Below are 20,190 nucleotides of genomic sequence, written 5' to 3'. Positions count from 1 at the left end.
CGCGTCAGTGACAGCAACTGCCGCCGGCTGCCAGGTCCTTGAGGATCGGGCAGTCCGGGCGGTCGTCGCCCTGGCAGTGGGCAACCAGTTCGCTCAAGGTGTCACGCAAGCTCACCAGTTCCTCGATGCGCCGGTTGAGGTCGTCGATGTGCTGGCTGGCTAGGGCCTTGACGTCGGCGCTGGCGCGTTGGCGGTCCTGCCACAGGGTCAGCAGGCGGGCGACTTCTTCTAATGAAAACCCCAGGTCCCGCGAGCGCTTGATGAATGCCAGTTGGTGCAGGTCTTCCTGCTGGTACAGGCGATAGCCGCTGTCGCTGCGCAGGGCCGGCTTGAGCAGGCCGATCGACTCGTAGTAGCGGATCATCTTCGCGCTCAGGCCCGAGCGGCGGGCGGCTTGGCCGATATTCATTGGGCATCGTCCTCAGGCGGGGTGGTCGGCTTCCAGGTTTTCAGCAATAGCGCGTTACTCACCACGCTGACGCTCGACAGCGCCATGGCGGCGCCGGCGAGCACCGGGTTGAGCATGCCGAAGGCGGCCAGGGGAATGCCGATCAGGTTGTAGATGAACGCCCAGAACAGGTTCTGGCGGATCTTGGCGTAGGTCTTGCGGCTGATCTCCAGGGCCGCCGGTACCAGGCGCGGGTCGCCGCGCATCAGGGTGATGCCTGCCGCCTGCATGGCCACGTCGGTGCCGCCGCCCATGGCGATGCCGATGTCCGCAGCGGCCAGGGCCGGGGCGTCGTTGATACCGTCGCCGACCATGGCCACCACCCCGGACTGCTTGAGCGTGGCAACCGTGGCGGCCTTGTCGGCAGGCAGGACCTCGGCATACACGTCAGTGATGCCTAAGGCTTCGCCGACCACCTTGGCACTGCCGCGGTTGTCGCCGGTCAGCAGGTGGCTGCTGATGCCTTGCCTGGCCAATTGGCGAACCGCTTGCCCGGCGCCGGGCTTGAGGCTGTCGCCGAAGGCGAACAGGCCCAGCACCTGCGGCTGCGGGCTGCGTTCGAGCAGCCACGACAGGGTCCGGCCTTCGGCTTCCCAGGCCACGGCATCGACGGCCAGCTCACCAGGCTGCAAGCCGCTTTCATCCAGCAGGCGGCGGTTGCCCAGGGCCAGCTCGCGACCGTCGAGGCTACCGGCGATACCCCGGCCGGTCAGCGACTGGCTGTTGCTGATATCAGCGACCCGCAGGCCTTGCTCTTCACAGGCATCGAGCACCGCCTTGGCCAGCGGGTGCTCGCTGCCGCGCTGCAGGGCGCCGGCCAGTTGCAGCAGCTGTGCCTGGTCACCGACCAGCGCACGGCTGTGGACGATGCGCGGGCTGCCGGAAGTCAGGGTGCCGGTCTTGTCGAAGACCACGCGATTCACTGCATGGGCGCGTTCCAGAGATTCGGCGTCCTTGATCAGGATGCCGTGGCGGGCCGCGACGCCGGTGCCGGCCATGATTGCCGTCGGTGTGGCCAGGCCCAAGGCGCACGGGCAGGCAATTACCAGCACGGCGACGGCGTTGATCAGCGCGGTTTCAATCGGCGCGCCGCTCAGCCACCAGCCCACCAGGGTAATCAGCGCCAGCACCAGCACGGCGGGGACGAACACCTGGCTGACCCGGTCGACCAGTTTCTGGATCGGTGCTTTGGCCGCCTGGGCGTCTTCGACCAGGCGAATGATGCGTGCCAGCACGGTTTCCGTGCCCAGCGCCAGGGTGCGGACCAGCAGGCGGCCTTCGCCGTTGATCGCGCCACCGGTGACCTTGTCGCCCGGTTGCTTCGGTACCGGCAGGCTTTCGCCGCTGATCAGTGCTTCGTCGGCGTGGCTCTGGCCCTCGACGACTTCACCATCGACCGGAAAGCGCTCGCCGGGCTTGACCAGCACCAGGTCATGCAGGCGCAGCTCGCTGATGGCGACATCGCGTTCCTGGCCGTCAACCAGCAACAGCGCGCGCTCCGGGCGCAGGGCCTCCAGGGCGCGGATGGCACTGGCGGTCTGGCGCTTGGCGCGGCTTTCCAGGTACTTGCCCAGCAGAATCAGGGCAATCACCACCGCCGATGCTTCAAAGTACAGGTGCGGCATGACCCCGGCGCTGGCTGTGGCCCATTCGTAGAGACTCAGGCCGTAACCGGCGCTGGTGCCGATGGCCACCAGCAGGTCCATATTGCCGGCCCCGGCGCGCACGGCTTTCCAGGCCGCGACATAAAAACGCGCACCGAGGATGAACTGCACCGGGGTGGCCAGCACGAACTGCGCCCAGGCCGGCAGCATCCAGTGGATGCCGAAGGGTTGCAGGACCATTGGCAGCACCAGCGGCAGGGCCAGCAGCACCGCCAGGGCCACCGACCAGCGCTCCTTGCGCAGGCGGCGTTCGGCGTCGGCCTGGTTGACCTTGGCGCTCTGCGGCAGGCTGGCGCTGTAGCCGGCCTGGCTGACGGCATCGATCAGCACGTTGCTGTCGACCTGGCCCAGCAGCTGCAGGTGGGCGCGTTCGTTGGCCAGGTTGACGGTGACTTGCTGCACGCCCGCGACCTTGGCCAGGGCGCGCTCGACGCGCCCGGCGCAGGAGGCGCAGGTCATGCCGCCGATCTGCAGCTCGAGGTTTTGCGCGGGCACGCTGTAGCCGGCTTGTTCGACGGCTTCGACCAGCGCCGGCAAGCTGTCGGCCGGGGCCTGGATGCGGGCCTGTTCGGTGGCCAGGTTGACACTGACCTGTTCGGCACCGACGACCTTGCGCAGGGCGCGCTCGACCCGGCCAGCACAGCTGGCGCAGGTCATGCCGGCAATCGGCAGGTCGAACGTGGTAGATGCGGACATGGGGCACTCCTCCTTGGACAGGCCTCAAGCATCAACCTTGCCATGCGGGGAAGGTCAATAGCCCAGGCCGGCCCTGATCAGCTTGAGGCCATTCTGGTCCACGGCGATGCGGTATTTATTGATCTCGCCGGCCTTAAGCGTGAGCTTCTGGTTGCGCTGGTTTTCCAGGCCGTTCTGGCAGCCCGGCATCTGTGCCGGCAGCAGGCGCAGGCGCACCGCGACCTTGCCCGGCGGCAGGTTGAACGAGGTCGACTGCTCCTGGAACAGCCGCGCCGAAAGCTGGTCATTAAGGTACACGCCGATCTCGCACGAGGTCGCCACTTCCAGGCGCTCGCGGGAAATGGTCAGAATGCTGTAGTCGGCGTTGCCCTCGGCACTGGCCGCGGGCACCAGGCCCATTACTCCCAGCAGGCCGAAAAGGCCCAAAGCTGCCCTGCGCATGAATTCAAACTCCTGCAAATCGATTCTCAGGCTTGCAGCTTGGCGGAGCGGCGCGCTGATTTCCAGCCCGGCAGGCAATCCTCGCACTTGACCTTGCCCCGATGGCAAGCTTGAAACTGCGCTCAAACCCCACAGGAGGCTGTTGCAATGCAAGTATTCACTGTTCAAGGAATGACCTGCGGCCATTGCGCCAAAGCTATCACGCGTGCCGTTCGCGAGCATGATGATGAGGCTGTGGTCGAGATCGATCTGGCGCGCAAGCAGGTTAAAGTGCAGAGCGATTTACCGGCAGACAATATTCTCAAGGCAATTCGTGCCGAGGGCTACGGCGCCGAGCCAGCCTGACCGCCGACGCCCGCGCGGTGGCTAAAAGATTCATCGCGCAGGCGTAACTCTGTCAGCGAAACCCCGGCAGGGCGGTTAGACTAGCGGACTTGCTTAGCCTGCTACGGATTTCCGATGAACCTGCGAACCATCCTGATTCTCGGCGCCTTGAGTGCGTTCGGGCCCCTGGCGATCGACTTCTACCTGCCCGGTTTCCCGGCCATGGCACTGGCCTTTGGCACCGACGAGAAGCACATCCAGACCACCCTTGCGGCATACTTCCTTGGCCTGTCGCTGGGCCAACTGGCTTATGGGCCGGTGGCCGACCGCTTTGGCCGGCGCATTCCGCTGCTGGTCGGGGTGACCCTGTTCACCCTGGCGTCGCTGGCCTGCGCTTTCGCCCCGAGCCTTGATGCATTGATTCTGGCGCGTTTCGTTCAGGCCCTCGGCGGTTGCGCCGGGATGGTGCTGTCGCGGGCAATCGTCAGCGACAAGTGCGATGCGGTGGGATCGGCCAAGGTCTTCTCGCAGCTGATGTTGGTCATGGGCCTGGCGCCGATCCTGGCGCCCATGCTCGGTGGCCTGATGGTCAACCTGTACGGCTGGCAGTCGATCTTCATTGCCCTGACCCTGTTCAGTGCCCTGTGCACCTTGGCCGTGGCCCTGGGCCTGCCGGAAAGCCTGCCGGCCAACCAGCCGCGCCCGCCGTTGTCCGGTTCGCTGCGCCAGTACGGCCGGCTGTTCAAGGACCGTATCTTCCTCGGCCACGCCTTGACCGGCGGCATCGCCATCGCTGGCATGTTTGCCTACATCGCCGGCTCGCCGTTCGTCTTCATCAAGCTCTATGGGGTGCCGGCCGAGCACTATGGCTGGCTGTTCGGCAGTAACGCAGCGGGGTTCATTCTGGTGGCGCAGGTCAACGCACGGCTGCTGGCCAAGCGTGGCCCGGCCTTCTTGCTGGCCCGGGCGGTGTGGGTTTACCTGGCGGCGGGCCTGACCTTGCTGGGCATCAGCGCCTTGCACCCGGAAGCGCTGTGGCCATTGCTGATTCCGTTGTTCATCTGTATCGCCAGCCTCGGCTGCATCATCCCCAATGCCTCGGCCTGCGCCATGAGCGGGCAGGGCGCCCGTGCCGGCAGCGCTTCAGCCCTGCTCGGTTGCCTGCAGTTCAGTGTGGCGGCCGCGGCGGCGGCGCTGGTGGGGGTGCTGCACGACGGCACGGCGGTGCCGATGGCCATCGTCATCAGCCTGTGTGGCCTGGCGGTGGTGAGCGTGGCAATGCTCACCCGCAGGCTGAACCTCAGCCGCTCCGTTTGAGCGGGTGGGGCGCCTGGAGACGGGTTTGCAGGGTGTTGACGAAGGCGCGGGCCTCGGCCTCGCTGCGAAAGCTGACCACGTGCTGGTCGAGCTGGACCTGCCAGGGGCAGCCGGGCTTTTTTGCTGATGCACTGACCTGGATATTCATATCTGCATACCTGAGGTTGGCGTTGGCTGATGCATTGTAGCGCCGGCCACGGGCAGCGGAATGACCTGGGTCAGTTGTCGGACTGACGGTCGCGCCCACCCCGTAAACGAGGTGGGCGCGCCTTTTCAGAAGCCTTCGAGGACGATCTTGCCCTTGGCCGCACCGCTTTCCAGCAGGGCATGGGCGCGGCGCAGGTTGGCGGCATTGATGGTGCCGAAGTGCTCGCCGAGGGTGGTTTTCAGCGTGCCGCTGTCGATCAGTTCGGCCACCCGGTTGAGCAGCTTGTGCTGTTCGAGCATGTCGGCGGTTTCGAACAGCGAGCGGGTGTACATGAACTCCCAGTGCAGCGACAGGCTCTTGCGCTTGAGTTTGGTCACGTCCAGCTGTTTGGGATCATCGATCAGCGCCAGTTTGCCTTGCGGTGCCAGGGCTTCGACCAGTTGATCAAGGTGCTGGTCGGTCTGGGTCAGGCTGGCCACGTGGGTGACCTGCTCGATACCCTGGGCCTTGAGTGCGGCGGCCAGCGGCTGGCTGTGATCGACGACGTTATCGGCACCTAGCTCACGGACCCAGTCCTGGGTCTGCGGGCGCGAGGCGCTGCCAATCACCTTGAGGCCGGTGAGTTTGCTGGCCAGTTGCGTGAGGATCGAGCCGACCCCGCCGGCGGCACCGACGATCAACAGGCTCTGGCCCAGGTCCTGCTGGCCTTCAGCGATTTTCAGGCGTTCGAACAGCAGCTCCCAGGCCGTGATGGCGGTCAACGGCAGCGCCGCCGCTTCGGCAAAGCCGAGGGTTTTCGGCATGTGGCCGACGATGCGCTCATCCACCACGTGCAGCTCGCTGTTGCCGCCGGCACGGGCGATGGAGCCTGCGTAGTAAACCTTGTCACCCGGCTGGAACAGGCTGACCTCGCTGCCCACCGCCTTGACCACCCCGGCCACGTCCCAGCCCAGCACCTTGGCGGCGCCAGCCTCTGGCTGCACGTTCTGGCGCACCTTGGTATCCACCGGGTTCACCGAGATCGCCCGCACCTCCACCAGCAAGTCGCGTGGGCCAGGCTCCGGGGCTGGCAGTTCGATGTCCTGCAGGGCTGCTGCATCGCTGATGGGCAGGGAGTGATAGTAGGCAATGGCTTTCATGGAGATTCCTCGGTGGGGTAGTCAATGCGGGCCATGATTGGTGCTTTCACTTGCGGTTAAAAGCCGCTAAAACTACAGATACTTTCAATATTATTTTGATAATGGCGGGTGTGTTGGGTGCGTATCGATGATCTGCAGTTGTTCGTTCGTGCCGCCGAATTGGGCAGCCTGTCGGCGGCGGCGCGCCTGCTCGACTTGTCACCGGCGGTGGCCAGCGCCTCGCTCAAGCGTCTGGAGCAGCAATTGGGCGTGCGCCTGCTGGCGCGTTCGACCCGCAACCTGCGGTTGACCGCCGAGGGCGAGGGATTTTTGCAGCATGCCCGTTCCGCCCTGGCGAGCCTGGAGGAGGGCCGGCGAATCCTGGCCCATGGGCAGGATCAAGTCAGCGGTACCTTGCTGTTGTCGGCACCGTCCGATTTTGGTCGCAACGTACTGTTGCCGTGGCTCGATGAACTGCAGCACGAACATCCGCAACTGAACCTGCGCCTGTTGCTGGGCGACCGCAATGCCGACCTGTTTCGCCAGCCGGCCGATATCGCCCTGCGCTATGGCGCCCCGGAAGACTCAAGCCTGGTGGCCTTGCCAGTGTGCGCGGACAACCGTCGGGTGCTGTGTGCCTCACCCGCCTACCTGGCCCGGTACGGCGCGCCGATGGAAGTCGCGCATCTGGCCCAGCACAATTGCCTGCTGTACCAGCTTGGCAACCGCGTGCATGACCATTGGCGCTTTGGCGAGGGCGCCAATGAGGTGGGCGTGAGCGTCAGCGGCGATCGCTTTTGTGACGATGCCGATGTGGTTCGGCGCTGGGCGCTGGCGGGTGTCGGCATCGCTTACAAGTCCTGGCTGGATGTGGCCTATGACGTGCAGGCCGGACGCTTGAGGTTACTGTTGCCTCACGTGCATGGTGAAGCCGCGCCGTTGAACCTGATGTGCACGCACCGGGCGCAACTGGGCAAGCCGGTGCAATTGTTGCGAAATATGCTTCGAGCTCGTTGTCAGGCATTGTTTGAGAAGTTGCCTGGTATTACAGGCTAAAGTAATTTGAATTTCCCACATTCCTACGTGGTTAGCAGGTAGCATTTGTGAGTTACAGTAAAATTTATTGTAGGTTTTATCTGGCGATATAACGTCAAGAATAATCCGCCAGTTGCGGGCAAGATATGTAACGTGGGGCTTGGGCTGCAGATGTGCAAACGTCTCTGCAGAGCCTTTTAAGACGGCCCCTGCCAAGGTTGCCCATACCATGGAGATCCACCGGATTAAGTTCGCGCAACGCGGCTTATAATGGATCCAGCAGTCATTTCCAGCGAGAGATACTTCCATGTCCAGGGCGGCAACTGACGCCTCTCACACGACGTTCTGATAACTTCCACTTCCTGCTTTTCTGGCATCGGACACCTCGCAGTAAATGCTGCCGACATGGTTAATCAATCGATATCAGACATGATCTCGCAGGGAGTTTGAGATATGAAGCCAGTAACAAGTATCAGCCAGATCGCCAGCTTGTTGGCCGACCCGAAACGCAGTGCAATGCTATGGGCCTTGATCGATGGTATGGCCCGTCCTTCCGATGAGCTTGCCAGCATGGCCGGGCTGACGCCTTCTTCGGCCTGTGCCCACCTGGCCAGGTTGTCGGCCAGTGGCTTGTTGAAGCTGGAGCCGCGGGGGCGCAAACGTTATTTCAGGCTGGCCGCGCCGGAGGTCGGCGCGGCTGTCGAAGCGCTGGCCAGTGTTCAGGTCAAAACCCCCGAAGACAGCCGCGAACAAGAGGTGGGCGGCATCCCGTTGTCCATGCGCCGGGCGAGGCTGTGCGGTGATCACCTGGGGGGCGAGCTGGCGGCGGACCTTTATCAGCGCCTGTTCGATGCTGGCTGGCTGGAGGGCAGCGAGCAGCACATCGAAGTCACCCAGTATGGACGTAGCCAGTTCGCCACCTACGGCATTTTCATCGAGGCGCTGGCCCAGCATCAACGTCGAAGCTTCAGCAGTTGCCGCTGTTGCAGTGAGTGGAGCGATCATCGCCCGCATCTGGGCGGCGCGCTGGGCAGTAGCCTGCTCAAGCTGTTCTTGCAGTCTGGCTGGATCCGCGAGAGTGAAACCTCGCGCATGCTGCAGATCAGTGCCGCAGGTCTGGCTCACATCAACCGTATGGCCCAGGTTGCCGTGTTGAAGACTGCTGGCTGAACCCAGGAGGTACGGTGTCTGGCGAGGTCGCTGCTGACAATGCGCCCGAAGGCAGATGCCGTGACACTCGGGGTTGGCACAACTTCCGGGGGGCGGAGTGGGAGCAGATTCACCGGTACGTCGGATCGCCGCGAAGGACTGCATCGCAGTCCGGTCTTTGGGGCCGCTGTGCGACCCTTCGTGGCGAATCCGTTCCCACCTTCCGCCCGTCAGGGTTTGACCAACCGCGCATCCAGGCTGTTCTGCGCCAGGCGCCGTGCCTGTTCCTGGGTCATGCCCAGGTGTTCATGCAAGGCTTGGAAGTTCTCGGTGACGTAGCCACCGAAGTACGCCGGGTCATCGGAATTGACCGTGACCTTCACGCCACGCTCGAGCATGTCGAGGATGTTGTGCTGGCTCATATGGTCGAACACGCACAACTTGGTGTTGGACAGTGGGCAGACGGTCAGCGGGATTTGCTCGTCGATGATCCGCTGCATCAGCCGCTCGTCCTCGATGGCGCGCACGCCGTGGTCGATCCGCTGGATCTTGAGCAGGTCGATGGCTTCCCAGATGTACTCGGGCGGGCCTTCTTCACCGGCGTGGGCAACGGTCAGGAAGCCTTCACTGCGGGCACGGTCGAACACGCGCTGGAACTTGCTCGGCGGATGGCCCATTTCCGAGCTGTCGAGGCCGACGGCGATGAAGGCATCGCGAAACGGCAGGGCTTGGTCGAGGGTCTTGTGCGCTTCTTCTTCACTGAGGTGGCGCAGGAAGCTGAGGATCAGGCCGCTGCTGATGCCCAGTTGTTGCTGGCCATCCTTGAGTGCGCCGCTGATGCCGTTGAGCACCACTTCGAAAGGGATACCGCGATCGGTGTGGGTCTGCGGGTCGAAGAACGGCTCGGTGTGAATCACGTTCTGCGCCTTGCAGCGCTGCAGATAGGCCCAGGTCAGGTCGTAGAAGTCCTGCTCGGTGCGCAATACGTCGGCACCCTGATAGTAGAGGTCGAGAAATTCTTGCAGGTTGTTGAACGCGTAGGCGTCGCGCAGGGCTTCGACATCATTCCAGGGCAGGGCGATCTTGTTGCGCTCGGCCAGGGCGAACAGCAACTCGGGCTCCAGCGATCCTTCCAGGTGCAGGTGCAATTCTGCCTTGGGCAGAGCGTTAAGCCAGTCGTACATAGTGGTGAAATCTCATCAGGTGCGGTTGCCGCCATTCTACAGAGCTTGCGCTGCCCGCGCGGAGAAAGCTGACCAGGCGGTTGGCCGGGGAAACCTTCTACAGTGACTACAGTCACTAGCCAGTACCCACCTGCGCAGGGCCGCCGATGCTTGCACTTCTTAATCAGGAAAAGCCGCTGCTGCTCGCAGTGCTGCTGGCCGCGCTGGCCTGGCCGCTGCAGGGCCAGCTGCTCGGACATGGCCATGGCCTGGCGCTGTTTGCCGGCGCGGTGCTGGTGGCGGCGATCATCTGTGCCTCGATGCGCGTGGCCCAGCACGCCGAGCTGCTTGCGGAAAAAGTCGGCGACCCTTACGGCACCATGATCCTGACCCTGTCGGCGGTGATGGTCGAGGTGCTGATCCTGGCGATCATGATGAGCAACCAGGCGTCGCCGACCCTGGTGCGGGACACCATCTATTCGGCGGTGATGCTCGACATCAATGGCATCCTCGGCCTGGCCGCGCTGATGGGCGGGCTCAAGCATGGCGAGCAGTCGTACAACGATGATTCGGCGCGCACCTATAGCGTGATGATCATGACTGCCATGGGCGTGTCGATGGTGGTGCCGGAGTTCATTCCGCGGGCCGACTGGAAGCTCTATTCGGGGTTCACCATCGCCGCGATGGTGGTGCTCTATGCCTTGTTCCTGCGCATGCAGGTCGGGCCGCACAGTTACTTCTTCAGTTACAGCTATCCACAGAAAAAGCGCCGCGACCCGCAGGGCGGTACACCGGCGCCGGTGAATAAAGTCCGCTCGATCGCGATTCTGGTCAGCGGCGTGGTGATCATCGGCCTGCTTGCCGAAGTCATGTCGCACACCCTGGACTACGGCCTGGAAGGCAGCGGCGCGCCGCCGGTGCTGATGGCTATTGTGGTGGCGGCCATTTCTGCCGCCCCGGAGATTCTCACTGCCTTGCGCGCAGCATTGGCCAACCGCATGCAGTCGGTGGTCAATATCGCCCTGGGCGCGTCGCTGTCCACGGTGATATTGACCGTTCCGCTGATGGAGGCGATGGCGCTCTACACTGGCCAGCCGTTCCAGATGGCCATGACACCGGTGCAAACGGTGATGATCTTCATCACCCTGATTGTCAGCGCGATCAACCTGAACGATGGCGAAACCAACGCGATCGAGGGCATGACCCACTTCGTGCTGTTCGCCACCTTCATCATGCTGGCATTGCTCGGCCTTTGAGCCTTCAGCCAGCGATCAACTGGGCGGCGGCCTGACGGTGATCGGCGATCAGTTTCTGCACGTCGAGGCCTTCGATCTGGCCATCGGTCACCCGCCACTGGCCGCCGACCATGACCCGGTCAGCGCGGTCGGCGCCGCATAGCAGCAGCGCCGAGAGTGGATCGTGGCTACCGGAGAAGCGCAGTTCATCGAGTTTGAACAAGGCCAGGTCAGCCTGTTTGCCCACCGCCAGTTCGCCGATGTCGGTACGCCCGAGCAACTGCGCCGAGCCGCGGGTGGCCCAGCCCAGCACCCGCTCCGGGGTGATCGCCTCGGCGCCATAGCGAAGCCGTTGCAGGTACAGGGCCTGGCGCGCTTCGAGGATCATGTTCGATGCGTCGTTGGAGGCCGAACCGTCCACGCCCAAGCCCACTGGCGCGCCGGCGCCGGTCAGTTCCAGGGTCGGGCAGATGCCCGAAGCCAGGCGCATGTTTGAACTCGGGCAATGGCAGATGCCGGTGCCGGCGGCGCCCAGGCGGGCGATCTCGTCCGGATTGAAATGGATGCCATGGGCCAGCCAGGTGCGCGGCCCGAGCCAGCCGACGCTGTCGAGGTAATCGACCGTGCGCAGGCCGAAACGCTGCAGGCAGAAGTCTTCTTCGTCGAGGGTTTCAGCCAGGTGGGTGTGCAGGCGCACGTCCAGCTCTGCGGCGAGGTCAGCGCTGGCGCGCATGATCTCAGGGGTGACCGAGAACGGCGAGCAGGGGGCCAGGGCGATCTGGATCTGCGCACCGTCGCCACGCTCGTGGTAGCTGTGGATAAGTCGCTGGCTGTCGGCCAGGATCACTTCGCCCTGTTGCACTGTCTGTTGCGGCGGCAGGCCGCCGTCGGCTTCGCCCAGACTCATGGAGCCACGGGTGAGCATGGCGCGCATGCCCAGTTTGCGCACCGCTTCGACCTGCACGTCGATGGCGTTTTCCAGGCCATCGGGGAACAGGTAATGGTGGTCGGCGGCAGTGGTGCAGCCCGACAGTAACAGCTCGGCCAGGGCCACGCGGGTCGCCAGTTCAAGCTTGGCCGGGGTCAGCCGGGCCCAGACCGGGTAGAGGGTTTTCAGCCAGGGGAACAAAGGCTGATTGACCACCGGCGCCCAGGCGCGGGTCAGGGTCTGGTAGAAGTGGTGGTGGGTGTTGATAAGCCCCGGCAGCACCACGTGTTCGCGGGCGTCGAAGACTTGTCCACAGGGGCGGGCCGGGGCTTGCCCTAGGCCGAGAACTTCGTTGATACGGCCGTCTTCGATGACCAGGCCGCCACGGGCGTCGAGGGTGTTGGCGGTGAAGATGGCCAGGGGGTTTTTCAACCAGATACGGGTCGCAGGCATGGTGCCGGCTCCTCTGAAAGTGGGTTCAGGTTAGCCAGCTCAGTGTTGCCCTGTCTGCTGATCCAGGTCCGCCGCGGTGGGCGAGGTGTCGAGTCTACACCCACCGCGCGAGGTTTCACCAGATCAGGCTTTCGCCTTTGTAGTTGGTGAATTGCAGGCCACCTTTGCCGGCATTGGCCTTGATCTGCTCAAGCATGCCGCGGGTGCTGGTGAGCACGTCGATCTCGGCGTTTTCCCCGCCCATGTCGGTTTTCACCCAGCCCGGGTGCATGGCCAGGACGGTTTGCTGTGGCTGTTGCAGAGTAACGAAGCTGTTGATCATCGAGTTCAAGGCCGCCTTGCTGGCCTTGTACAGGCACATCTCGCTGCCGTCGGGAATGGCGACGCTGCCAAGGATCGAACTCATGAACGCCAGCACGCCGTCTTCGCGCAGTTGCGGGGCCAGGCGCTGGGCCACGCGAATGGGCGATACGGCATTGGTCAGGAACAGCTCGCCGACATCGGCCAGTTGTGCGCGCTCAGGGTTCTGGTCACCCGGGCCCATGACCCCGGCATTGACGAACAGCAGGTCAAACACCTGCCCCTGCAAACGTTGCTGGAGGGCATCGAGCTGGCTGGTGCTGTTCATTTCCAGGGTTTCGACCTGCACGCCGGGCAGGGCGCTGAGGGTATCGGCCTTGGCCGGGTCGCGCACGGTAGCGATCACGTTCCAGCCGTCTTCCACCAGGCGTTGCACCAGGCCAAGGCCCAGGCCGCGCGAGGCGCCGATGATCAGGGCGGTTTTGTTCGTGGACATGGAGAACTCCTTTCGAGGGTTATCAAACGTTGATCAAAGAATAACCAGTCTAGCCAAGCCGTGGCCCGGCAAGCCGTTGGCGCAGGGGTGCACGGCTTATCCACAGCTTGCTCCACAGTATTTGTGTGCAAGCATGCAGGCTGGGTACAAGCCGTGTAGTGGTGGCTTGCATGCGCAGTAACTGGGGATAACTTACTGATTTTTCGCCAGTTCAAGCGCTGTCATGAAATCTTGATCAAAATATGATCGTTCTTCTGCAGGCCCCGTGGTTAAAGGCTCGCAGGCGAATGCCCAGAGCTTATCCACAGCCGGGCCCACAGTGAATGTGAGCAAATGTTCAGGCCCGTTCCAGCAGGATGCGGCCACGGCTGAGGTCGGCCAGCTGGCGTTGCAGCGCCTCGATCTGTTCCTCGCCCAGGGCCAGACGCAGGTCGACGCCATTGGCGGTGAACTGTTCGTCCAGCACCAGGCCATCAGCCTCGGCCACGCGCAATTTGAGCAGTGCCAATTCGCTGAAGCTGCAACTGCAGGTCAGTTCGCTGCGGCTGACCAGCAAGCGCTTTTCTGCCTGCTGCAGGCACTTGTTGGCGCCGCCGCCGTAAGCGCGGGCCAGGCCGCCGGTGCCCAGTTGAATGCCGCCGTACCAGCGGATCACCAAGACTACCACCTGGTCGCAGTCCTGCGCCTCGATGGCCGCCAGGATCGGCCGCCCGGCGGTGCCGCCGGGTTCGCCGTCGTCGCTGCTGCGGTATTGCCCGCCCAGTTTCCAGGCCCAGCAGTTGTGGGTGGCGGCGAGGTCGTTGTGGCGTTCGATGAAGCTCATGGCTTCGGCCGGGCTACTGATTGGTGCAGCCAGGGTGATGAAACGGCTCTTGCGAATCTCTTCGCGAAACTCGCAGGTGTCGAGCAGGGTAAAAGGCATAAGGCAGATTCAGTCGCGAGGTGTCAGGCCACAGCCTTTAAGAATAATTTGGATAAGATTGTTGCTGGCATCTTCCATGTCCTGCTTGGTCAGGCGGCTGCGGCCGGTGACCTGGCAGATCTGGGTGGCGAAGTCGGCATAGTGCTGGGTGCTGCCCCAGAGCAGGAAGATCAGGTGCACCGGGTCGACCGGGTCCATCTTGCCGGCGTCGATCCAGGCCTGGAACACCGCGGCACGGCCCTTGAACCAGGCACGGTAGTCTTCGCTGAAATAGTCGCTCAGGCACTGACCGCCGCTGATGATCTCCATGGCGAAGATCCGCGAGGCTTGCGGGTTGCGCCGGGAGAATTCCATCTTGGTGCGAATGTAGCTGCTCAAGGCCAGGGCCGGGTCGTCGTCGACGGTCAGGGCGTTGAAGGTGCTGTCCCACAACTCGATGATGTTGCTCAGCACCGCCACATACAGGCCGAGCTTGTTGGTGAAGTAGTAATGCAGGTTGGCCTTGGGCAGCCCGGCCTTGAGGGCGATGGTGTTCATGCTGGTGCCCTTGAAACCGTGGCGGGCGAATTCGTCCTCGGCGGCCTGGATGATGGCCTGCTCGTTCTTCTGGCGAATGCGGCCGGCGGGCTTGCCCGAGGCTTGGAGGCGATGCGCAGGGACTTCAAAGGTCATGAACGATTCCAGACAAGGCAATGGGTATCTCTTATGACTGGCTAACCTACCAGCATTAGCCCTCAGCGAGTAGCCGCCAGGCTTTCGAGGAAGCTTTCCAGGACCAGGTGCGGGCGCCGGCCCTTGCGCGTTACCCAGCACAGGCTCAGGTCATAAAAGCGCTCGGCGGGCTTGAGTGCCCGCAGCCGGCCTTGTTGTACCCAGAAGGTCGCGTAGTGGTCGGGCAGGTAGCCGATGTAGCGCCCGGTCAGAATCAGGAAGGCCATGCCTTCGCGGTCCGAGGCACTGGCGGTGCAGTTGAGCGCCTGGTAATGGGCCTGGACATCGGCGGGCAGGCGGAAGGTCGGGGCGATGGCGTCCTGGCTGTTGAGGCGCTCATCGTCCAGTTGCCGGTCGTCGGCGTAAAACAGCGGATGACCGACCGCGCAGTACAGCAGCGAACGTTCGCTGTACAGCGGCTGGTACTCAAGGCCCGACAGCGGGCTGGTCTGCGGCACCACGCCAACGTGCAGGCTGCCATCGAGCACGCCTTGCTCGACCTGGCTGGGGGCGATCATGCGGATCTGGATCCGCACGTCCGGGCCGCGGTCCTTGAGCTGGGCCAGGGCGTGGGTGATGCGCATGTGCGGCAGGGTCACCAGGTTGTCGGTCAGGCCGATGTTCAGCTCGCCACGCAAATGCTGGTGCAGGCCGTTGACCTCGGTGCGAAAGCTTTCCAGGGCGCTGAGCAATTGCAACGCCGATTGATACACCTCGCGGCCCTCCTCGGTCAGCGAAAAACCGGCGCGGCCGCGCTGGCACAGGCGCAGGCCCAGGCGCTGCTCAAGGTCGCTCATCTGCTGGCTGATGGCCGAGCGGCCGATGCCCAGGACGTTCTCGGCGGCCGAAAAGCCGCCGCACTCCACCACGCTGCGGTAGATCTTCAGCAGGCGGATATCGAAATCGCTGACCTGGGCCAGGGGTTGTGGACGTTTCACGCGATGCCTTTGCGTTGAGGAACATGAAAGGCAGACAACATACGCTGATCAGACATTCTCGCGCCAGCGGCGCGCCTGGACGAGCAGGGCCGGGGCAAAGTGCAGTACGACCATCCGCAGCAGGTGGTGCGTCAGGATGAATACCACATTCAGCCCACCGCTGAAGGCGACGATGGCAATGGTTTCGATGGCCCCGGGCATGTAGGCCAGCCACAAAGTGAATGGATCACTGCCTAGCACCTTGGCGGCCACCCCGGCAAAGACGGCAGCGACCAGCAGCATCAGGCCCACCGACATCAGCCCGGCGCCGCCGTGACGGACCAGCTCCTTGAGGCTGATTTCCCTGAACCTGGCGCCGATCAGCACACCGAGGATCAGCGCGGCAAAATCGACGCTCCAGCCGGGCAGATGAAACGCCTGGAGCAAGCCCAGCTTTACATAGGCCGCCGTGGCGATGATCGCCGTGAGCATGAAGGGCGCAGGAACACCAAGCTTGAGCAGCAGGCGCCCGAGCAGGATGCACAGGGCAAGCAGCGACGCCAGGGTCAGCAACAGGCCTGGATTAAGCGCGGTGCTCGCGCTTGCAGGGACATCGCTACCGGCGCGAATGCTCAGGCTGACCAGCAGGGTAATCGACACCAGGCGCATCAGGTGCACAACGATCACCTTGCTCGAAGCCCGTTCCGACTCGAGCAAGTCGAACACCGCAGCCAGGGCGCCGGGGTACACCGCCAGCAGTGAATCCTTGAGGTTCCAGCCGCACCCCCTGAACAGCCACAGGCCGGCGATGGCAATCTGCGCACTCAGGCACAGCAGCAGAAAACCCAGGCTCGGCAGGATGCTGGCCACCGTGTCGCTGTCCCAGGCTTCGAACATCAAGCCGGTGGCGATACCCATGACCAGTTGCACGTATTCCAGACCAAAGCGCAGGTCGGGGGTAAAGCGCAGCCGGCTGACCAACATGGCGCTGGCGACGATGGCGCCCAGCAACAGCCCGTGAGGCACACCGGCAAACTGTACGGCGGCGCCAACCAGGGCGCAGATCAGTAAACACAGGATGGTTTTCATGGTGAGTGTGCTTGCGCGTCCTGCGCCAAGTCTCCTGAAGGGGCCGCCCGCATCATGCGCCTTGCCGGGGTGCATGGAAACACTTTGTAACATCGTTGCGGCTGGATGTTGTGAATTAATGTTTAGCCGGTGGTGATCTGAAGATTAGAAAAGCCAGATTTTCCAAACCTTAAGCCCATGCCAATTTAGGCACAACAACACTTGTCGCTGCCCAATTGCCTTGCGAGGACTTGTCCGATGAATCTGCCTGAAAACGCTCCTGTCGGTCTGGCCAGCCAGCTCAAGCTGGACGCCCACTGGATGCCCTACACCGCCAACCGCAATTTTCAGCGCGATCCACGGCTGATCGTCGCCGCCGAAGGCAGCTACCTGACCGACGACAAGGGCCGCAAGATTTATGACGCCCTGTCCGGCTTGTGGACTTGCGGCGCCGGTCACACCCGTAAGCAGATCCAGGAAGCAGTATCGCGCCAATTGGGCGTGCTCGATTACTCGCCGGCTTTCCAGTTCGGCCACCCGCTGTCGTTCCAGCTGGCCGAGAAAATCACCGACCTGACCCCGGGCAACCTCAATCACGTCTTCTATACCAACTCCGGTTCCGAGTGCGCCGACACCGCGGTGAAGATGGTCCGTGCCTACTGGCGCCTGAAAGGCCAGGCCACCAAGACCAAGCTGATCGGCCGTGCCCGTGGCTATCACGGGGTGAATATCGCCGGTACCAGCCTGGGTGGCGTCAACGGCAACCGCAAGCTGTTCGGCCAGTTGCTCGACGTCGATCACATTCCGCACACCCTGCTGCCGGGCAATGCCTTCACCAAAGGCATGCCGGAGGAGGGCGGTATCGCCCTGGCCGATGAAATGCTCAAGCTGATCGAGCTGCACGATGCTTCGAACATCGCCGCGCTGATTGTCGAGCCGCTGGCCGGTTCTGCAGGTGTACTGCCACCGCCGAAGGGCTACCTGAAGCGTCTGCGGGAAATCTGCGACCAGCACAACATCCTGCTGATCTTCGACGAAGTCATCACCGGCTTTGGCCGCATGGGCTCGATGTTCGGTGCCGATGCCTTCGGCGTCACCCCGGATCTGATGTGCATCGCCAAGCAAGTCACCAACGGCGCCATCCCGATGGGCGCGGTGATCGCCAGCAGCGAGATCTACCAGACCTTCATGAACCAGCCGACCCCGGAATACGCGGTGGAATTCCCCCACGGCTACACCTACTCGGCGCACCCGGTCGCCTGCGCCGCCGGTCTCGCCGCGCTGGACCTGCTGGAGAAAGAAAACCTGGTGCAATCGGCCGCCGAACTGTCGCCGCACTTCGAGAAGGTGCTGCACGGGGTCAAGGGCGCGAAGAACATCATCGACATCCGTAACTACGGCCTGGCCGGCGCCATCCAGATTGCCGCCCGCGACGGTGACGCCATCGTGCGTCCATACGAGATCGCCATGAAGCTGTGGAAAGCCGGCTTCTATGTACGCTTCGGCGGCGACACCCTGCAGTTCGGCCCAACCTTCAACAGCCAGCCGCAGGAACTGGACCGCCTGTTCGATGCGGTCGGCGAGGCCATCAACCAGGTCGATTGATTCTCCCTCTATATATAAGCAGCGGGCGCGAGTGATCTCGCGCCCAGGCATACCCTCTTTCTGGAGTTCTGCATGAGCACTGTTCAACACCTGATCAACGGCGAACTGGTTGCTGCCGACACGCGCACCGCCGATGTCTTCAACCCGTCCACTGGCCAGGCCATCCACAAGGTTGCCCTGGCCAGCAAGCAAACCGTGCAGCAGGCCATCGACTCGGCCAAGGCCGCCTTCCCGGCCTGGCGCAACACGCCGCCGGCCAAACGCGCCCAGGTAATGTTCCGCTTCAAGCAACTGCTGGAGCAGAATGAAGCGCGTATCTCCCAGCTGATCAGCGAAGAGCACGGCAAGACCGTGGAAGACGCCGCCGGTGAACTCAAGCGCGGTATCGAGAACGTCGAGTTTGCCTGCGCCGCGCCGGAAGTGCTCAAAGGCGAGTACAGCCGCAACGTTGGCCCGAACATCGATGCCTGGTCCGACTTCCAGCCGCTGGGCGTAGTGGCCGGTATTACCCCGTTCAACTTCCCGGCCATGGTGCCGCTGTGGATGTACCCACTGGCAATCGCCTGCGGTAACTGCTTCATCCTCAAGCCATCGGAACGTGATCCGAGCTCGACCCTGCTGATTGCCCAACTGCTGCATGAAGCCGGCCTGCCTAAAGGCGTGCTCAACGTTGTGCACGGTGACAAGGAAGCGGTGGATGCGCTGATCGAGGCGCCAGAGGTCAAGGCCCTGAGCTTCGTTGGCTCGACGCCGATCGCCGAGTACATCTATGCCGAAGGCACCAAGCGCGGCAAGCGCGTTCAGGCCCTGGGCGGGGCGAAGAACCACGCGGTGCTGATGCCTGATGCCGACCTGGACAACGCGGTCAGCGCGCTGATGGGCGCAGCCTACGGTTCTTGCGGCGAGCGCTGCATGGCGATCTCGGTGGCCGTGTGCGTTGGCGACCAGGTGGCCGATGCGCTGATCGCCAAACTCGAACCACAGATCAAGGCGTTGAAGATTGGTGCCGGTACCTCCTGCGGCCTGGACATGGGCCCGCTGGTTACCGCCGCCGCCCGTGACAAGGTGGTTGGCTACATCGACCAAGGTGTGGCTGCTGGTGCGCAGCTGGTGGTCGACGGCCGTGGCTACCGGGTTGCCGGTAATGAAGACGGCTACTTTGTCGGCGGCACCCTGTTTGACCGCGTGACGACCGAGATGAGCATCTATAAAGAAGAGATCTTCGGGCCGGTACTCTGCGTGGTACGCGTCGACAGCCTGGAAGAGGCCATGCGCCTGATCAACGAACACGAATACGGCAACGGCACCTGCATCTTTACCCGTGACGGTGAAGCGGCGCGCCTGTTCTGCGACGAGATCGAAGTGGGCATGGTCGGCGTCAACGTTCCGCTGCCGGTGCCGGTGGCTTACCACAGCTTCGGCGGCTGGAAGCGTTCGCTGTTCGGCGACCTGCATGCCTATGGCCCGGATGGCGTGCGTTTCTACACCCGCCGCAAAGCCATTACCCAGCGCTGGCCGCAACGTGCCAGCCATGAAGCGTCGCAGTTTGCCTTCCCGAGCCTTTAAGGCTTTAACAGCTGCAAGCTGCAAGCTACAAGCTACAAGCTTCAAGTTGAGCGCGGTGCCTCTGCTTTTACTTGCAGCTTGAAGCTTGCTGCTTATAGCCAAAACGCCCCCGCTGAAACAAAGTTGAAATAAGTCCTTGACGCCCCCGCAGATCTCTCTATAATTCGCCCCACTTCCGGCGCAGTCGGAACTGAAAACTCCTTGATTTTCAAAGAGTTAGCGGTTCCAGGGTCATCCGGAAGGGCTTCGGTCGAAAGATCGGCAGCGGTGAAAAAGGCAGTTGACAGCGGTTTGAAACGCTGTAGAATTCGCCTCCCGCTACGAGAGATCGCAGCGAGTCAAGTGTTTGAAGTGAAACGAAAAACTTCAAAATAAACGCTTGACAGGCCACGAGGAAAGCGTAGAATGCGCGCCTCGGTTGAGACGAAAAGCTCTTAACCAACCGCTCTTTAACAACTGAATCAAGCAATTCGTGTGGGTGCTTGT

At 63.0% G+C, this 20,190-nt stretch carries 20 protein-coding genes; 7 read left to right on the top strand and 13 right to left on the bottom strand.

The features are described from left to right. Positions 1-4 precede the first annotated feature (4 nt). From cueR to ACIOVF_RS06390, 3 genes are read right to left on the bottom strand one after another with little or no spacing between them, the layout of a single operon-like run. A complete protein-coding gene (cueR, locus tag ACIOVF_RS06400; RefSeq protein ID WP_010221738.1) occupies positions 5-409 on the bottom strand; it encodes a Cu(I)-responsive transcriptional regulator in 405 nt (134 codons plus the stop codon). Then, positions 406-2,808, bottom strand: a complete 2,403-nt coding sequence (locus ACIOVF_RS06395) for a heavy metal translocating P-type ATPase (RefSeq protein ID WP_401288275.1) — start codon at positions 2,806-2,808, stop codon at positions 406-408. The genes cueR and ACIOVF_RS06395 overlap by 4 nt, the downstream gene beginning before the upstream one ends. A 54-nt stretch (positions 2,809-2,862) precedes the next feature. Beyond that, on the bottom strand, positions 2,863-3,249 hold the full coding sequence (locus ACIOVF_RS06390; protein WP_045197115.1) for a hypothetical protein: 387 nt from the start codon (positions 3,247-3,249) through the stop codon (positions 2,863-2,865). Positions 3,250-3,396: 147 nt separating this feature from the next. Here ACIOVF_RS06390 and ACIOVF_RS06385 point away from each other — a divergent pair, with 147 nt between their 5' ends. Both ACIOVF_RS06385 and ACIOVF_RS06380 read left to right on the top strand, forming a co-directional pair. Further along, positions 3,397-3,594, top strand: coding sequence for a heavy-metal-associated domain-containing protein (locus tag ACIOVF_RS06385; RefSeq protein WP_045197079.1), 198 nt, complete (start codon positions 3,397-3,399; stop codon positions 3,592-3,594). 114 nt (positions 3,595-3,708) lie between these two features. Next, on the top strand, positions 3,709-4,890 hold the full coding sequence (locus ACIOVF_RS06380; protein ID WP_195885615.1) for a multidrug effflux MFS transporter: 1,182 nt from the start codon (positions 3,709-3,711) through the stop codon (positions 4,888-4,890). Here the strand turns inward: ACIOVF_RS06380 and ACIOVF_RS06375 are convergent. Together ACIOVF_RS06375 and ACIOVF_RS06370 are read right to left on the bottom strand one after the other, a co-directional pair. Beyond that, on the bottom strand, positions 4,874-5,038 hold the full coding sequence (locus ACIOVF_RS06375; protein ID WP_176794194.1) for a hypothetical protein: 165 nt from the start codon (positions 5,036-5,038) through the stop codon (positions 4,874-4,876). The two genes, ACIOVF_RS06380 and ACIOVF_RS06375, sit on opposite strands and share 17 nt — an antisense overlap. 125 nt (positions 5,039-5,163) lie before the next feature. After that, positions 5,164-6,177, bottom strand: a complete 1,014-nt coding sequence (locus ACIOVF_RS06370) for a zinc-binding alcohol dehydrogenase family protein (RefSeq protein WP_045197083.1) — start codon at positions 6,175-6,177, stop codon at positions 5,164-5,166. Between the two features lie 117 nt (positions 6,178-6,294). Between ACIOVF_RS06370 and ACIOVF_RS06365 the strand changes: the two genes are divergently transcribed. Continuing rightward, complete coding sequence (locus ACIOVF_RS06365; RefSeq protein WP_045197085.1) at positions 6,295-7,212, top strand: LysR family transcriptional regulator; 918 nt, start codon at positions 6,295-6,297, stop codon at positions 7,210-7,212. Positions 7,213-7,644: 432 nt separating this feature from the next. Beyond that, positions 7,645-8,361 carry a helix-turn-helix transcriptional regulator gene (locus ACIOVF_RS06360; protein WP_045197087.1) on the top strand — a complete coding sequence of 239 codons (717 nt, stop codon included), beginning with the start codon at positions 7,645-7,647 and terminating at the stop codon, positions 8,359-8,361. A 209-nt stretch (positions 8,362-8,570) separates the two neighbouring features. Here the strand turns inward: ACIOVF_RS06360 and ACIOVF_RS06355 are convergent, their stop codons facing one another. Then, on the bottom strand, positions 8,571-9,524 hold the full coding sequence (locus tag ACIOVF_RS06355) for an adenosine deaminase (protein ID WP_045197089.1): 954 nt from the start codon (positions 9,522-9,524) through the stop codon (positions 8,571-8,573). Positions 9,525-9,670: 146 nt separating this feature from the next. Here ACIOVF_RS06355 and ACIOVF_RS06350 point away from each other — a divergent pair, with 146 nt between their 5' ends. After that, positions 9,671-10,759, top strand: a complete 1,089-nt coding sequence (locus ACIOVF_RS06350) for a calcium:proton antiporter (protein WP_093376411.1) — start codon at positions 9,671-9,673, stop codon at positions 10,757-10,759. A 4-nt stretch (positions 10,760-10,763) separates the two neighbouring features. On the opposite strand, the gene ACIOVF_RS06345 is transcribed toward ACIOVF_RS06350, so the two are convergent. The 6 genes from ACIOVF_RS06345 to ACIOVF_RS06320 all read right to left on the bottom strand — a co-directional run bounded on the left by ACIOVF_RS06345 (position 10,764) and on the right by ACIOVF_RS06320 (position 16,554). Then, positions 10,764-12,119, bottom strand: a complete 1,356-nt coding sequence (locus ACIOVF_RS06345; RefSeq protein WP_401288267.1) for an 8-oxoguanine deaminase — start codon at positions 12,117-12,119, stop codon at positions 10,764-10,766. Positions 12,120-12,234: 115 nt separating this feature from the next. Further along, positions 12,235-12,915 (bottom strand): SDR family oxidoreductase, encoded by a 681-nt coding sequence (locus ACIOVF_RS06340; RefSeq protein WP_401288265.1) that lies wholly within the window; start codon positions 12,913-12,915, stop codon positions 12,235-12,237. 337 nt (positions 12,916-13,252) lie between these two features. Beyond that, on the bottom strand, positions 13,253-13,837 hold the full coding sequence (locus ACIOVF_RS06335; protein ID WP_401288263.1) for an IMPACT family protein: 585 nt from the start codon (positions 13,835-13,837) through the stop codon (positions 13,253-13,255). A 9-nt stretch (positions 13,838-13,846) separates the two neighbouring features. Next, the gene (locus ACIOVF_RS06330; protein WP_093376396.1) at positions 13,847-14,509 is read right to left on the bottom strand and encodes a TetR/AcrR family transcriptional regulator; all 663 of its coding nucleotides are present in this window, start codon (positions 14,507-14,509) and stop codon (positions 13,847-13,849) included. Between the two features lie 62 nt (positions 14,510-14,571). After that, entirely contained in the window at positions 14,572-15,486 is a 915-nt protein-coding gene (locus ACIOVF_RS06325) for a LysR family transcriptional regulator (protein ID WP_093376392.1), read from the bottom strand. Positions 15,487-15,534: 48 nt separating this feature from the next. After that, a complete protein-coding gene (locus ACIOVF_RS06320; RefSeq protein WP_401288258.1) occupies positions 15,535-16,554 on the bottom strand; it encodes an AbrB family transcriptional regulator in 1,020 nt (339 codons plus the stop codon). 237 nt (positions 16,555-16,791) lie between these two features. Between ACIOVF_RS06320 and ACIOVF_RS06315 the strand changes: the two genes are divergently transcribed. Together ACIOVF_RS06315 and ACIOVF_RS06310 are read left to right on the top strand one after the other, a co-directional pair. Then, a complete protein-coding gene (locus tag ACIOVF_RS06315) occupies positions 16,792-18,138 on the top strand; it encodes an aspartate aminotransferase family protein (RefSeq protein WP_093376384.1) in 1,347 nt (448 codons plus the stop codon). 72 nt (positions 18,139-18,210) lie between these two features. Next, a complete protein-coding gene (locus tag ACIOVF_RS06310) occupies positions 18,211-19,704 on the top strand; it encodes a CoA-acylating methylmalonate-semialdehyde dehydrogenase (RefSeq protein ID WP_045197105.1) in 1,494 nt (497 codons plus the stop codon). 208 nt (positions 19,705-19,912) lie between these two features. Here ACIOVF_RS06310 and ACIOVF_RS06305 read toward each other — a convergent pair. Then, the coding region (locus ACIOVF_RS06305) for a hypothetical protein (protein WP_401288254.1) at positions 19,913-20,190 on the bottom strand (278 nt) is incomplete at its 5' end.

It is taken from the genome of Pseudomonas sp. NPDC087612, from assembly GCF_044743505.1.
In the GTDB taxonomy this organism is placed as follows: Bacteria; Pseudomonadota; Gammaproteobacteria; order Pseudomonadales; family Pseudomonadaceae; genus Aquipseudomonas.
The sequence above is the reverse complement of the archived record's forward strand: the minus strand, read 5'-3'. Positions and strand labels throughout refer to the sequence as shown.